Source organism: Amycolatopsis sp. lyj-84 (genome assembly GCF_046549075.1).
In the GTDB taxonomy this organism is placed as follows: domain Bacteria; phylum Actinomycetota; class Actinomycetes; order Mycobacteriales; family Pseudonocardiaceae; genus Amycolatopsis.
Genome location: NZ_JAJPWO010000005.1, coordinates 498,451 through 512,106, shown reverse-complemented (window position 1 = coordinate 512,106; position 13,656 = coordinate 498,451). Strand labels below are relative to the sequence as shown.

14 protein-coding genes are annotated in these 13,656 nt (G+C 68.7%); 4 read left to right on the top strand and 10 right to left on the bottom strand.

What is annotated here, in order from left to right; genetic code table 11:
- Positions 1-350: 350 nt before the first annotated feature.
- From ACLJRM_RS19420 to ACLJRM_RS19410, 3 genes are read right to left on the bottom strand one after another with little or no spacing between them, the layout of a single operon-like run.
- Positions 351-1,646, bottom strand: coding sequence for a M20/M25/M40 family metallo-hydrolase (locus ACLJRM_RS19420; RefSeq protein ID WP_410663843.1), 1,296 nt, complete (start codon positions 1,644-1,646; stop codon positions 351-353).
- Positions 1,639-2,466: a M55 family metallopeptidase gene (locus tag ACLJRM_RS19415; RefSeq protein ID WP_101607716.1), complete on the bottom strand. Its 828-nt coding sequence runs from the start codon at positions 2,464-2,466 to the stop codon at positions 1,639-1,641. The genes ACLJRM_RS19420 and ACLJRM_RS19415 overlap by 8 nt, the downstream gene beginning before the upstream one ends.
- A gap of 42 nt (positions 2,467-2,508) precedes the next feature.
- Complete coding sequence (locus ACLJRM_RS19410) at positions 2,509-3,159, bottom strand: hypothetical protein (protein ID WP_410663842.1); 651 nt, start codon at positions 3,157-3,159, stop codon at positions 2,509-2,511.
- A gap of 228 nt (positions 3,160-3,387) precedes the next feature.
- On the opposite strand from ACLJRM_RS19410, the gene abc-f reads away from it, so the two are divergent.
- The gene (gene abc-f, locus ACLJRM_RS19405) at positions 3,388-5,016 is read left to right on the top strand and encodes a ribosomal protection-like ABC-F family protein (protein WP_410663841.1); all 1,629 of its coding nucleotides are present in this window, start codon (positions 3,388-3,390) and stop codon (positions 5,014-5,016) included.
- 9 nt (positions 5,017-5,025) lie between these two features.
- Here abc-f and ACLJRM_RS19400 read toward each other — a convergent pair whose 3' ends face one another.
- Positions 5,026-6,291, bottom strand: a complete 1,266-nt coding sequence (locus ACLJRM_RS19400; protein ID WP_410663840.1) for a family 1 glycosylhydrolase — start codon at positions 6,289-6,291, stop codon at positions 5,026-5,028.
- 182 nt (positions 6,292-6,473) lie between these two features.
- On the opposite strand from ACLJRM_RS19400, the gene ACLJRM_RS19395 reads away from it, so the two are divergent.
- Together ACLJRM_RS19395 and ACLJRM_RS19390 are read left to right on the top strand one after the other, a co-directional pair.
- A complete protein-coding gene (locus ACLJRM_RS19395; RefSeq protein ID WP_101607720.1) occupies positions 6,474-7,319 on the top strand; it encodes an LLM class flavin-dependent oxidoreductase in 846 nt (281 codons plus the stop codon).
- A gap of 403 nt (positions 7,320-7,722) precedes the next feature.
- Positions 7,723-8,325, top strand: coding sequence for a CGNR zinc finger domain-containing protein (locus ACLJRM_RS19390; protein ID WP_410663839.1), 603 nt, complete (start codon positions 7,723-7,725; stop codon positions 8,323-8,325).
- Here ACLJRM_RS19390 and ACLJRM_RS19385 read toward each other — a convergent pair.
- Positions 8,314-9,066: a PIG-L deacetylase family protein gene (locus ACLJRM_RS19385; RefSeq protein ID WP_410663838.1), complete on the bottom strand. Its 753-nt coding sequence runs from the start codon at positions 9,064-9,066 to the stop codon at positions 8,314-8,316. The two genes, ACLJRM_RS19390 and ACLJRM_RS19385, sit on opposite strands and share 12 nt — an antisense overlap.
- Before the next feature lie 177 nt (positions 9,067-9,243).
- Here ACLJRM_RS19385 and ACLJRM_RS19380 point away from each other — a divergent pair, with 177 nt between their 5' ends.
- Positions 9,244-10,323 (top strand): glycoside hydrolase family 5 protein, encoded by a 1,080-nt coding sequence (locus ACLJRM_RS19380; RefSeq protein ID WP_101607723.1) that lies wholly within the window; start codon positions 9,244-9,246, stop codon positions 10,321-10,323.
- Positions 10,324-10,393: 70 nt separating this feature from the next.
- Here ACLJRM_RS19380 and ACLJRM_RS19375 read toward each other — a convergent pair whose 3' ends face one another.
- From ACLJRM_RS19375 to ACLJRM_RS19355, 5 genes are all read right to left on the bottom strand, one after another.
- Complete coding sequence (locus tag ACLJRM_RS19375) at positions 10,394-11,281, bottom strand: sigma-70 family RNA polymerase sigma factor (protein ID WP_410663837.1); 888 nt, start codon at positions 11,279-11,281, stop codon at positions 10,394-10,396.
- A 69-nt stretch (positions 11,282-11,350) separates the two neighbouring features.
- Positions 11,351-11,668 (bottom strand): hypothetical protein, encoded by a 318-nt coding sequence (locus ACLJRM_RS19370; protein ID WP_410663836.1) that lies wholly within the window; start codon positions 11,666-11,668, stop codon positions 11,351-11,353.
- Positions 11,669-11,701: 33 nt separating this feature from the next.
- Positions 11,702-12,046 (bottom strand): hypothetical protein, encoded by a 345-nt coding sequence (locus ACLJRM_RS19365; protein ID WP_410663835.1) that lies wholly within the window; start codon positions 12,044-12,046, stop codon positions 11,702-11,704.
- Complete coding sequence (locus tag ACLJRM_RS19360; RefSeq protein ID WP_233223338.1) at positions 12,043-12,333, bottom strand: hypothetical protein; 291 nt, start codon at positions 12,331-12,333, stop codon at positions 12,043-12,045. The genes ACLJRM_RS19365 and ACLJRM_RS19360 overlap by 4 nt, the downstream gene beginning before the upstream one ends.
- Positions 12,334-12,412: 79 nt before the next feature.
- Positions 12,413-13,594 carry a thiolase family protein gene (locus ACLJRM_RS19355; RefSeq protein WP_410663834.1) on the bottom strand — a complete coding sequence of 394 codons (1,182 nt, stop codon included), beginning with the start codon at positions 13,592-13,594 and terminating at the stop codon, positions 12,413-12,415.
- Between the last annotated feature and the right edge of the window lie 62 nt (positions 13,595-13,656).

Below are 13,656 nucleotides of genomic sequence, written 5' to 3'. Positions count from 1 at the left end.
GTGAAGGGAGCCTTCGGCATCGCGGATCTGGACCGGCCGCACCCTGACTGTCCACCTGGGACACATTTAGGCGGGTAAATGTCTGATTGATACCCCTATGCACGCTTTGCGAAGGGGGTCGTGAGTGGCAAAGAGGGTTCTAACCCTCTTTGTCACTCATGACCCCCTCGAAAATCGCACATCTAACCATCAATCGGACATTCTGTCGCCAGGAAGTGTCCTTTGTGGACACTCGGAACGACTGGCGCCCCTAGGCCAGTCCAGGACCACGCCGCGAAGGCACCTTTCGACCTTGAAGCCAGCGAAGGGGTCCTTCACCCCTCACTAACCCGACACCGCTCACGAGGCGGTCAGCAGTTCTCCAGGAAATGCCGCAGCACCCGCGTGCCGAACCGCAGCCCCTCGACGGGGACGCGTTCGTCGACACCGTGCGCCATCGCGCGATAGGGGAAGCCTTCCGGCAGCCACAGCGGCGCGAACCCGTAGCAGTCGATCCCGAGCGGGCTGAACGCCTTCGCGTCCGTCCCACCGCCCATGCAGTAGGGGACCACCACGGCTTCGGGATCCTCCGAACGCAGCGCGTCCGCCATCGCGTCGAACCACGGCGAATCCACCGGAGCCTGGACCGGCGGCTGGTGCGCGACGAACTCGCGGGTGACGCCTTCGCCGAGCATCGCGTCGATCTCGGCGAACAGCTCCGTCTCGGCACCGGGGAGGACACGGACGTCCACCTGGGCCTCGGCCGAACTCGGGATCACGTTCACCTTGTAGCCCGCGTCGAGCATGGTCGGTGTCGTGCTGTTGCGGACCGTCGGCACCACCAGCGCTCCGGCGGGCCCGAGCCGCGCGATCGTCCCGTCCACATCGGACAGATCGACCGGGACGCCGAGCGCTTCGCCGGTGCGCTCCAGGAACGCCTGGACCGTCGGGGTCAGCTGGATCGGCCAGCGGTGCGCGGCGATCTTGCCGAGCGCGGTGACCAGCCGGGTGACGGCGTTTTCGTCGTTGGGGCGCGATCCGTGCCCCGCGCGGCCCTTGGCGGTCAGCCGCAGATGCGCGGTGCCGCGTTCGGCCGTCGCCACCGGATAGAGCCGCACGGTCCGGCCGTCGGCCGCGGGGACGTGGTAGCTGTAGGCCCCCGACTCGCTGATCGCGGCCGCGCAGTCGTCGAACAGGTGCCGGTGCTCCGCGGCGAGCCAGTGCGCGCCGTACTCGCCCTTGTCCTCCTCGTCGGCCACGAACGCCAGCACGATGTCCCGTCGAGGCCGGAAACCGATGGCGAGGGCGGCGAGGACCATCGCGATGAAGTCCTTCATGTCGACCGCGCCGCGACCCCAGAGGAACCCGTCGCGGACCTCACCGGAGAACGGGTCGACCGACCAGTCGGCGGCGTCGGCGGGGACGACGTCGAGATGTCCCTGCACCAGCAGCGCGGGCAGGCTCGGGTCGGTGCCCGGGACGCGTGCGATCACATTCGCGCGCCGGTGCGCGGACTCGATGATCTTCGCGCCGATCCCGAGCCCGGACAGCAGCGACGCGACGTACTCGGCCGCCTCGCGCTCGCCCTCGGAATCCCCGTTGCCCCGGTTCGTGGTGTCGAACCGGATCAATCGCGAACAAACCTCGACGACATCCATCTCAGCCATAGATACCCTGCACCGCCCCGGCCGCGATCGCTGTGACGATCTTGAACGCCTTCATCGCTTCGGTCATGTCCGGCGCGTCGAAACCGACCCGCCGCACGCCGATCTGTTCCACCGTCGGGATCACCGCCGCCGCCTGCGCGAGGTGGCTCGCGTCGAACTCCACCTCGATCCGGTGGGGAGTGGTGAACCGTTCGACCCGGCCCGCCCGGTTCATCGCGTCCGCCGCGGCCGAGGACAGCAGCTCGGCGGTCCTCGCGGGAGGGAGGCAGATCGCGGCGTAGCGGCTGATGCACTCCTTCACCGTGACCAGTTCGGCCTCGGGCGCGTAGTCCTGGGCGTCGTCGCAGGCCTTGTCGTCGCCGGAGACGACGAGCACCGGGACGCCGTACTCGGCGGCCATCGCCGCGTTGAGCCTGCCCTCGCTGGCGGGGACGTCGTCGAGCCATACGCCGGTGATCTGATTCTCCAGGTACGTATGGGACAGGACGCCGTCGAAACCGGCACCGGCGTGGTAGCCGAGGAAGACGACGCCGTCCACGCCGGTGTCGATCCCCTGCATCATCGAGAGCGGCTTGTGCCTGCCGGTGAGCATTCGCGCCCGGCCGTCGAGGTCTTCGAGCAGGAGGTTTCGCTGGGACGAGTGCGCCTCGTTGACCAGCACGTCGGTGGCGCCGGCGTCGAAGAGGCCGGCGATGGTGGCGTTGACGTCACCGGTGAACAGGCGCCGGAATCGCTGCCACTGTTCCGTGCCGGGGATGACGTCCTCGGTCCAGGTGACGCCGGTGGCGCCCTCCATGTCCGCCGAGATCATGATGCGCATGGAGGGCACCCTAACCGAGGCTCTTTGCCCTCGCCGCCGGAATCAGGGCCAGGAACCCGAACGCGGGTAGACCGCCCAAGCGCGCTCCCAGGCCGCGGCGCGGTGCCGGTCCAGCACCAGCCGGACGACCCGGTGGAGCAGGACGAGCGCGGCGACCACCGCGAACCAGAGCCAGAGGCCGACGAGCACCGAATCGAACACGGCCGTGGACGCGCTTCTCGGGGCGGCGGTGAGCTCACCGCGGGCGTTGGTCCAGATCGGCACGGGCGATCCGGCGGGGCTGCCCGGCGTCGCGAGGACCCCGGCAGTGTGCCGGGTGCCGCGCGAGTCGGTCCAGGTCGCCTCGGTGGTGGGATCTTCGGTCGCGACGCTTTCGCTGTCGACGATGCGGACGGGCGCGGCCTTCAGCAGATACGCGGTGGTGGCCTGACGTCCGGCCGCTTCGGCGGCGGCCGCGGTCACCTGCCTGCCGTGGTTGGCGGAGCCGACGGCGGCCGCGACGGGGATGGCGAGGAGCGCGGCGAGGATGACGAGTTTGAGGATGAGGGCTTCGAAGCGGTCGGAGCCGCGGGCGAGCGAGTTGTGACCGGGGAAGAGCCGTCGCCGGAACCGGGCGATCGGACCGCTGGACCCGTGCACGAGGAACCCCATTCCCTCAGACCGCGAAAACCTCCGGTCTCGATTCTCGGTCACCGGGGCGTCCTTGTCGCGGTATGGGGACACAGACCACTCTGTGAACCCGTACACAACTTTTAATTCGTTTTGCCCGTTCGCATTCCCCGGCTACCGTCTACGCCATGGGGTTCTTCTTCTACCTGTGATTCTCGCCTTCGACGCGGCCCTGGCGTAGAGCCTTCGCTCCGCCGGGCCGCGTCCTTCCGCGTGCTCTTCTTACTTCCGAGAATCCAGGAGGACGCCCCTATGCGTACCCCGCATCGAAATTCCGGAACACAACTCGTGCTCTCCGGTGTCACCAAACGTTTCGACGACCATGTCGTGCTCGACCAGGTCGGCTTCACCGTCAAACCGGGCGAAAAGGCCGGGGTCATCGGCGACAACGGTTCGGGCAAATCCACCTTGCTCAGGCTGATCGCCGGCCACGACCGGGCGGACAACGGCACGGTGACCGTCACCGCGCCCGGCGGCGTCGGCTACCTCCCGCAGACGTCGGAGCTGCCCGGCACCGCCACGGTCGGGGACGCGATCGACCTCGCGCTGGCCGACATCCGGGAGCTGGAGTCCCGGTTGCGATCGGCGGAGAAGTCGCTCGAGACCGCCGAAGACCTGGACGTCTACGGCGACCTGACCGCGGCGTACGAAGCCCGTAGCGGCTACGAGGCCGATGCCAGGGTGGAGGTCGCCTTGCACGGGCTCGGGCAGCCTGGTCTCGACCGCGGTCGAGCGCTGGGCAGCCTGTCCGGTGGGCAGCGGTCCCGGCTGGCGCTCGCCGCGACGTTGGCCGCGTCTCCCGAACTGCTGTTGCTGGACGAGCCGACCAACGATCTCGACGACGAAGCCGTCGCCTGGCTGGAGAACCACCTCCGCGGGCATCGCGGCAGGCTCGTCGCGATCACCCACGACCGGATGTTCCTCAGCCGGGTCACCACCACGATCCTCGAGGTCGACGCCGATCGCCGGACCGTGCACCGCCACGGCGACGGCTACCCCGGTTACCTCGCGGCGAAGGCGGCGGCGCGGGCCCGATGGGTCCGGGAGTACGAGGTCTGGCAGCTGGAGATGGCCCGTCAAGAGCGGCTGGCGGACGTCAACATCGACCGGTTCTCGGCGATTCCGCGCAAGGCGCCGGCTGCCTTCAGCGGGGCCGGTGCCTTCCGGGCCCGTTCCCGGGCGCACGGCGCGATGAGCCGTATCCGGTCGGCCCGGGAGCGGATCCAGCGGCTCGAGGCCGACCCGGTTCCGCCTCCGCCGCGACCGCTCCGGTTCACCGGGCGGATCGACGCGGGGGAGGTGGAGGCCGATCGGTACGTGGTCGAGGCGGACGGTGTGTCGGTGGACGGCCGTCTGCCGCGGACGTCGCTCTGCGTGCTGCCGGGGGAGCGGGTGCTCGTGACCGGTCCGAACGGGGCGGGCAAGACCACCCTCATGCGGGTGCTCGCCGGTGAACTGGCGCCGTCGGCAGGCTCGTCGGAGCGGGCGGGCCGGGTCGGGTTCCTGCACCAGAACGGCGGGCTCGGCGACGACACCCGGACCGCCATCGCGGTCTTCGCCGGCGACGGTGACGAGGAGGAGGCGGCCGAGAGGTTGCTGTCACTGGGCCTGTTCCGGGCACCGGATCTGCGCAAACCGGTCCGGGAGCTGTCCGTCGGACAGCGCCGCAGACTGGAACTGGCCAAGCTGGTGACGGCCAGGACCGATCTCCTCCTGCTCGACGAGCCGACCAACCATCTCGCCCCCGATCTGGTGGAGGAGATGGAACAGGCGCTCGCGGACTACTCCGGCGCGCTCGTGGTCGTCACCCACGACCGGCGGCTGCGGCGGAGGTTCGAGGGCAGGCGCCTCGAACTCACGCCCGAACCGGTGGCCGTCTGATGTGGACGGTCACTTCAAGGGCGCGAGCGGCCCGTCCACCTTCGCCGGGTTGAGGCAACTGCTCAGCCCGTCTACGAGAGAGCAAGTCCCGGGTCCGCGTTCGAGCCGGTAGCCCTGCGGAACGCCACCCGCCGTCACCAGAGCCTGGTACGCGGGAACGGCGTCCGTGGGGCGCCGGGTCAGCGCGGGATCGGTGAGCGCGTCCACTGTGTACAGTCCGAACCGGGCACGGTAGCTGCCCCATTCGTAGTTGTCGGTGAGGCTCCAGTAGTTGTAGCCGATGAGGTTCATCCCGTCGGCCTTCGCCCGCTGGAGCCAGTACACGGTGTCGCGCACGTGGTCGCCGCGGGTGTAGTCCGCGTCGCGAAGCCTGCCGTTGTCGGTCGCCATGCCGTTCTCGACGATGTAGAGCGGCAGGCGCGGGAACCGGTTGTGATAGCTGCGCAGCGCGTAGTAGATGCCTTCCGGCTGGAGCTTCACGTCCCAGAACTTGTCGCTCGCGGCGGCGAACACCGTCCAGTTGTCGATGCTGAGGCCGTAGTAGTAGTCGATGCCGATGAAGTCGAGTTTGTCCTTGACCTGGTCGAGGAAGAACCAGTCGGCCATCCCGTTGACCCCGGTGATGTAGGCCTGGTTGCTGGTGACCTTCGAGGCCGGATCGATCTCGTGGATGAGGTCGTAGGCCCGCCGGTGCGCCTGGACGACGTTGGACTGCGCCGCGAAGTACCGCGTCGGGCTCAGCGCGCCGACCTTCTGCTCGTTCTTGAGGAAGATCAGCGGTTCGTTGAACGTCACCCAGAGGACGTCCTGCCCGGCGTAGCGCTCGACGATCTTCCGGCTGAACTCCAGCCACGCGTCCGCTGTCCGGGTCTCGGCCCAGCCGCCCTGGTCCAGCGCCCAGCCCGGGTAGACCCAATGGTTGAGCGTGATCATCGGCGTCATGCCCGCGGCGCGGACCTGCCGGAGGACGTCGTCGTAGAAGGCCAGCTCGCTCTCGTCCCACCTGCCGGGCGAGGGCTCGACGCGAGCCCACTCGACGCCGAAGCGGTAGGTGTTGACGCCGAGCCCGGCGGCCAGGCGGATGTCGTCGGCGTAGCGGTGCCGGAAGTCCACGGAGTCCCGGTACTCGTCGACGCCGTCCTTGCCCGCGGAGCAGTCCACGAACCGCTTCCAATTGCTGTCCGGGGCACTGCCTTCGGACTGGTAACCCGACGACGCGACACCCCAGTAGAAGTCACGGGACCAGTCGTCATCCTGCGATGCGGACGCGTTCACAGCCGAAAGTGTCGCGCATAGTGAGACGGCGACCGCCGAGGCCAGTACCCGGCGTAATCTTCTCCGATGCTCCGGCCACTTCGTCGAACGTTCACCGGTGTCCGCCATCTTCCGGACGTTAACGTGAGTGAACGGCGTAAACAAGCGGCCGTCCCGGGGACTTCGACGATGACGTTGGGGAGATGATCGACTTGACCGGCAGCACGGTCCGCCATGCCGTCTATCTGCCGCCTTTCGGCCCGTTCGGTGAGCCGGCGGTGCTCGTCGACCTCGCCGTACGCGCCGAGGCGGCGGGCTGGGACGGCTTTTTCCTGTGGGATCACGTGGTCGCGGACACCATGCCCATCGCGGATCCGTGGACCACGCTCGGCGCGATCGCGCACGCGACCAGCGGACTGCTGTTCGGGCCGATGATCACGCCGCCCGCCCGGCGCCGCCCGTGGGTGGTCGCGCGGCACGCGTCGACGGTCAGCAGGCTCTCCGGCGGGCGGCTCATCCTCGGCACCGGTCTCGGTTCGGACGAATCCGGTGACTTCAGCCGGTTCGGTGAGCAGACCGACCTGCTGACCCGGTCGGCGATGTTCGACGAAGGCCTCGACGTCATCCGCGCGATCTGGTCCGGCAGGCGGTTCGACCACGACGGCGCGCACTATCAGGTCGCGCTGGCCGAGTCCCCGCCCGAGCCGTTCCCGATCCCGATCTGGGTGGCGAGCTCGACCGACAATCCGCGCGTCGTCCGGCGAGCGGCGTTGTGCGACGGGATCTTCCCGAACCCGGAGGACCACACGCCGACCGCCGAGGAGATCGCCGAGACCCACCGCGCCCTCAATCTGGCCGGGCTGGAACCGGGCCGCCCCTTCGACGTCGCTGTCGCGGGGAACGCGAGCCCCGCGTGGGAGGAGCCGATCAAGGTCGACCTGCCCGCGCTGGGACAGGCCGGGATGACGTGGTGGATGGAATCGCTGATGCACCACGATCCGCTGGAGCTTTCGCAGAAGATCGTGGACGCGGGCCCGCCGCGGTGGTGATCCGGTCACCTCGGTCGTGAGTGGCGTTTCGGGTTCTTGAGGGGCAAGGCAAACGTGCCTTGGTCGTGGACGCGTTGCGAAAGTCGCTTTCACAACGGTCAAGGTTGCGAAAGTGGCTTTCACAACGGCCGGCCCACGGCTTCCCCCGTATCGACACCCGGACCACCACCCAGGCAAGCGATCACCCGACACGTATGCCTTACCCCTCGACAGAACCCGAAACGCCACTCACGACCACCTGGACCGACGCCTCGCCGCCGCTTCCCTCCACAGTGGACTCACGCTCCACTCCTCGCCGGATTCCGTTGCTCCAAAAGACTTCAACGCCCTTGGGGTGGCGCTCACCTTTGGTAGCGTCACCGAAGGCATCCTGCGAACCAGTGATGCCCGGGGGAGGGGCACGATGGCTGACGAGCCGGACGGGACGAGGCTGGACGGGCACCACGCGATGCACCTGGAAACCGGGGTCGCGCTGATCAACGCCTTGACCGGGGGACACGTACACGGCAGGCCGAAGTCCACGCTCGGCGGCCACGACCTTGTTCGCGCCGCCACCGAGGCGCTCGGTGACACGCGATCCGGGAACGGCCGGGTCGACCTCCTGGCGGCGGAACGGCTGCGAAATCTCGCGTCGCGGTTGCGGGAGATCATCGAGTCGCTCTCCCGCGGCGAACCCGACCAAGCGGCCGGATTGCTCAACCAAATGCTCGCCGACAGCAAGGCCCGCCCGTACCTGCACCGCCACGGCGAACAGTCGTGGCATCTGCATTTCCACAGCCCCGAGGCCGACCTCGTCCAGCAATGGGCGGCCGGGCTGGCGGTGTCGGTGGCCGCCGCGTTCGGCGAGCACATCCCGCATCGGGTCGGGCTGTGCTCGGCGCCGAGGTGCGATCAGGTGTACATCGACGCGAGCCAGGCGCAGATCAAGCGGTTCTGTGGGCTCGCCTGCCAGAACCGGGTGAAGGCCGCCGCGTATCGAGCCCGCGTGCGCCGGTCAGGGTCGTGAGCGGGGCGGCGTCGCGTCGATGTACCACTCGCGACTGAACACGAGACCGAAGAGCGGCGCGGGAAGCCGGGTCACGACGCGCATCAGGGGTGCCAGCCTGCCGTTTCCCCTCACCTGCGAAGAATGGGCGGCGATCGCCGCCTGTTTCTGGCGTGCGAAGCGCCGGACGTCGAAGGTGTGGGTGATCTCGGACCGGGCGCTGTAGGCGCGGAGGAGTACGTCGACGTCGTAGCGGAACGGGATCCGCGACAGGCGCACGATCCGCACCAGGCGTGCGACGGCGTCGCGCGGGATGGTCGCTTCCAGTAGCCGGACACCGTCGGCGAGTTCGGCCGCCCGCTTGCCGACCTCGTGCACCTTGACGTGGTCGCGGTGGCCGTAGCCACCATTGCGGTCGTAGCTCAGCAGCACGGACGCCTTCTCTTCCCGGAGGATCGCCACGAGCCGCGCGGCCGCCTCGTCGGTGCTCGCGCGGACGAAGCGGACCCGTCCCGGCGGGTCCGGGTAGAGGATCGCGCCGTGGCCGCTTCCGGCGTAGCCGAGGTGCACGACCCGCGCGACGCCGAGAACCTTCGCGCTCGCGTCGAGTTCGGCCCGGCGCGACTCGTCGACGCCCTTCATGCCGATGGTGGCGACCACCAGGACGACGCGGTGCCCGTCCGCCGCCGCGTGGGCGAGGGTGCCGCCGGTGAGGAGGGCTTCGTCGTCGGGGTGCGCGTGGAAGGCCACGATGGTCGTCACGCTCCGAGCATGCCCGAGGTCGGTGAAACAGTCGGTGGTCAAGTCTTGACCGTCCGTCGAGCCCGTGGGTAATCTCTCCTTTACTTTCCAATAGTAAGGAAAGTTTCCTATTTAATCCCGCCGCCCTGACCGTCGGCGCACCAACGCCGGTGCCGCCGACGCGAGAGGAGAAGCCGAATGCGTTGGGACAAGATCCGTCTCCGGGTGACGGCCGCACTGGCCGCCGGACTGCTGGCCCCGATCGCCACCGCGAGCACGTCGATGGCGAACGAGACCGCGACAGAACCCGCAACGCAGGCAGCCGCCGCGCTGCCGCCGGGAAGCCCGGCGGCGATCAACGGACAGCTGAAGGTCTGCGGCCTCCAGCTGTGCAACTCCGCGGGCAAGCCGATCCAGCTCCGTGGCATGAGCACGCACGGGATCCAGTGGTACAGCCAATGCGTGAAGACCGCTTCGCTCGACGCGCTGGCGAACGACTGGAAGGCCGACGTCCTCCGGATCTCGATGTACATCCAGGAAGGCGGTTACGAGACCAACCCGCGCAAGTTCACCGACATGGTGCACGGGTACATCGAAGAAGCCACCAAACGAGGTCTGTACGCCCTGGTCGACTGGCACCAGCTCACCCCCGGCGACCCGAACGCGAACCTCAGCCGCGCGAAGACGTTCTTCACCGAGATCGCCCAGCGGCACAAGGACAAGACCAACATCATCTACGACATCGCCAACGAGCCCAACAACGTCAGCTGGGACCGCGTCCGCAGCTACGCGGAGCAGATGATCCCGGTCATCCGTGCCCAGGACTCCGACGGCGTCGTGCTCGTGGGCACCCACGGGTGGGGCTCGCTCGGCATCTCCGACGGTCGCAACGAGACCGACATCATCAACAACCCGGTGCGCGCCAGCAACTTCATGTACACGTTCCACTTCTACGCGGCGTCGCACAAAACCGAGTACTTCAACGCGCTGAGCCGGGCCGCGAGCAAGATCCCGCTGTTCGTGACCGAGTTCGGCACCCAGACCGCCAGTGGTGACGGCGGGAACGACTTCACCAACTCCCAGAAGTACCTGGACTTCCTGGCGTCGAAGAAGATCAGCTGGACCAACTGGAACTTCTCCGACGACAGCCGTTCGGGCGCGGTGTTCAAGCCGGGCACCTGCTCGGGCAGTTCGTTCACCGGCACGGCTCCGCTGAAGCCCGCCGGTGTCTGGATCCGGGACCGTATCCGCACCGCGGACAACTTCCCGACCTCCTGATCCCGGGGAGCGCACGTCAGGAAAGGGCTTTCAGGACGGAAAACGTCTTGAAAGCCCCTTTCCTGACACCTCAGCCGAGGGGTTCGAAGTCGAGCGTGGCGAGGCGCTCCGGGCCGGAGAGGATGTCGATCTCCGCGATCTTCCCGTCCACGACGGTGAAGGCGAAGAGCGTCTGCGGCACGCCGTCCTTGGTGACGACCATCCCGGCCGCACCGTTGACCAGCACGGGCCGCGACACCCCGCCCGCGCCGAACTTCCGGAACATGAGCGCCTGTCCCGCGACCTGGGCCGCCCCTCGCACGGAGCGTGAGGTCCCCGCGGGTACCGCGCCGCCCTCGGCGCGGAGCACCACGTCCGGGTCGAGCACCGACACCAGCGCGTCGAAGTCGCCGTCCCGGGCGGCGGCGAAGAACGCGTCGACGACTTCCCGCTGACGGTTCAGATCCGCGTCCGGGACCGTCGGCGAGCCCTGCAGACGGCGGCGGGCCCGGCTGGCGAGCTGCCTGGTCGCACCCGGAGTCCGGCCCACGATCGGCGCGATCTCGTCGAAGGGCAGGGCGAACATGTCGTGCAGGACGAACGCGAGCCGCTCGGCGGGGTCCAGCGTGTCGAGCACGACCAGGAGCGCCAGCCCGACCGAATCCGCCAGCAGGACCTGGTGTTCCGGATCGATCCCGCCCGCGCGGCCGATGATCGGGTCGGGAAGCTGTGCGCCGACCGGATCCTCGTGCCGCGACTTGCGCGAGCGCAGCATGTCGAGGCAGATCCGGCCGACGACGGTGGTCAGCCAGCCGCCGAGGTTGTCCACGTCCTCGCCGCCTGCCCGGCTGAGCCGCAGCCAGGCCTCCTGCACCGCGTCGTCCGCCTCGCTCAGCGAACCGAGCATCCGGTACGCCACCGCCCTCAGGTGCGTCCGGTGCCCCTCGAAACGCCGTGCCAGCCAGTCGTGTTCGTCCACGGTCCCCATCCTTCTCCACTGTCAGTCATAACCCTGACGGATGGTGGAGCACAGATGTGACAGTGGGGTTCAGCCTCGCGTTCCGGCCTGGATCGCCGGGGTGCGCATCGCTTTCGCCGCCGCGCCCAGGTGCGAACCGAGGGTCAGCACCACCGCGATTCCGGCGATGGCGAGGTAGAACCCGATCGTCCGGTCCGGCAAGCTCCCGCCGGTCCTGGCGACGCCGTAGGGGATCACGGTCACGGCCGACGCGAGCGAGCCGAGCAGGACGCCGATCGCCACCGGAACGGTCCCTTCGGTGCCGACCAGCAGCAGCGTCTCGCCGGCTCCCGGGCCTGCGGCCGGCCGGGTGTCCAAAAGGGACGAGAACGTCATCAGAATCGACATCGCGGCGAATCTCGTACGCGAGGGGGACCAGCCTTATCGTGCCGGGTAGCCGCCGTCGACCTCCTTCACCGGTTTGTGCGGGAACCGCCGTTCGGCGTAGGCCTTGGCCGCGGAACCCTGGCGCACGTACAGCGTTTCCACCTTGTCCTGCAACGGTTTCACCACGGTCCCGAGGAAGCCGCGGCGATCGTCGAGATCGGGCCCGAGCACGTCTTCGCCCGCCGGGCAGACGGCCATGCAGTACGCGGCCTTGTAGTTCGGCTTGAACGCGAGGCTCTGCCACATCGACACGTTCTCGGAATCGGTCACCCTCGACCTGAAGTCGGCGGCGTCTTCGCTGTCGGCCACGGTCTGCGCCCAGTCGGTGAAGCCGCTCATGAACTCGCGGTAGTTGTGCGTCGAGCAGACGAGGACTTGCACTCCATCGCCCCGAGTCCGGCGGCGACGGCGACCGTCTTGTGCGCGACCACCCAGATCCGGCCGGGATGGTTCTCCATCTCCATCGGGAAGGTCGCCGACGGGTTGATCGCGCGGTACCCGGCGTCCTGCAGCGTCCGGACGATCGAGTGCCCGGCCTCGTTGATGATCTCGCCGCTGCGGTGGAATTCCTGATTGGCCACGCTGCGGGCGGGGGAGCGGACGTCGTCACGGTTCATCCGCACCACGACGAATGCTTCTCGCGAGGTTTGGCGAGCACCGCCTTCACCGACGGGTGGTCCGCCAGTTTCCTGGGGAGCCGGCCGGTCACAACGCCTCCAGGATGGTCGCGTTGGCCTGGCCGCCGCCCTCGCACATCGCTTGCAGGCCGTACCGGGCGCCGTGGTGATGCAGCGCGTTGACCAGCGTGCCCATCAGCCGGGTCCCGCTCGCGCCGAGCGGGTGGCCCAGCGCGATAGCGCCGCCGTGGACGTTGACCTTGGCCGGATCGGCGCCGGTTTCCTGCTGCCACGCGAGCACGACACTCGCGAACGCCTCGTTGATCTCGAACAGGTCGATGTCCGCCAGTCGCAGACCCGCGCGCCGCAGCACCTTCTCCGTCGCCGGGATGACACCGGTGAGCATGAGCAGCGGGTCGGACCCGGTGACGGCGAAACTGTGCAGGCGGGCACGGGGCCGCAGACCCAGCCGGGCAGCGGTCTCGCTGGAGGTGATGAGCACGGCGGAGGCGCCGTCGTTGATCGGGCTGCTGTTGCCCGCGGTCACCGACCAGTCGATCTGCGGGAACCGCGCGGCCACCCCCGGATCCTGGAACGCGGGGCGCAGTTTGGCGAGCGTTTCGAGATCGGTGCCGGGCCGGACGGACTCGTCGGTGGACACCAGTCCCGACGGCGTCTCGATCGGCACGATCTGGCTCGCGAACCGCCCGAGTTCGTGCGCCCGCGCCGCCTTCCGGTGCGACGACACCGCGAACTCGTCCATCGCTTCGCGGGTGAGTGACCACTTCGCGGCGATGAGTTCGGCGCTGATCCCTTGCGGTACCAAGCCTTCCGGATAGCGCTCGGCGACGCCGGGGCCGAGGGGATCGGTACCCGGCAACACGTTCGACCACATCGGGACCCGGCTCATGGACTCGACACCACAGGCGATGACGACGTCGTACGCGCCCGCCATCACGCCTTGCGCGGCGAAGTGCACGGCCTGCTGACTGCTGCCGCACTGCCGGTCGACGGTGGTCGCGGGCACGCTTTCCGGCAGTCCGGCCGCGAGCGCCGCCCACCGCGTGACGTTCTGGGCCTGCTCGCCGACCTGGTCGACCGCGCCGCCGATGACGTCGTCGATCAGGACCGGGTCGAGCCCGTTGCGTTCGACGAGCTTGCGCAGGGTGTGGGCGAGCAACTGGACCGGATGGACCTCGTTCAGGGCGCCGCCGGGCTTGCCCTTGCCGATCGGGGTGCGGACGGCGTCGACGATGACCGCGTCGTGCACGGCTGCCTCCAGAGGTGAGTTGGGTTCTCCAACTCACTCTGGCACCGAGTGGGTTGGAAATC

What these genes read in the sequence shown, in the direction of transcription:
- ACLJRM_RS19420 (WP_410663843.1), bottom strand. Translation starts at nt 1,646, where the DNA reads ATGGCTGAGATGGATGTCGTCGAGGTTTGTTCGCGATTGATCCGGTTC.
- ACLJRM_RS19415 (WP_101607716.1), bottom strand. Translation starts at nt 2,466, where the DNA reads ATGCGCATCATGATCTCGGCGGACATGGAGGGCGCCACCGGCGTCACC.
- abc-f (WP_410663841.1), top strand. Translation starts at nt 3,388, where the DNA reads ATGCGTACCCCGCATCGAAATTCCGGAACACAACTCGTGCTCTCCGGT.
- ACLJRM_RS19395 (WP_101607720.1), top strand. Translation starts at nt 6,474, where the DNA reads ATGATCGACTTGACCGGCAGCACGGTCCGCCATGCCGTCTATCTGCCG.
- ACLJRM_RS19390 (WP_410663839.1), top strand. Translation starts at nt 7,723, where the DNA reads ATGGCTGACGAGCCGGACGGGACGAGGCTGGACGGGCACCACGCGATG.
- ACLJRM_RS19380 (WP_101607723.1), top strand. Translation starts at nt 9,244, where the DNA reads ATGCGTTGGGACAAGATCCGTCTCCGGGTGACGGCCGCACTGGCCGCC.
- ACLJRM_RS19370 (WP_410663836.1), bottom strand. Translation starts at nt 11,668, where the DNA reads ATGTCGATTCTGATGACGTTCTCGTCCCTTTTGGACACCCGGCCGGCC.
- ACLJRM_RS19365 (WP_410663835.1), bottom strand. Translation starts at nt 12,046, where the DNA reads ATGAGCGGCTTCACCGACTGGGCGCAGACCGTGGCCGACAGCGAAGAC.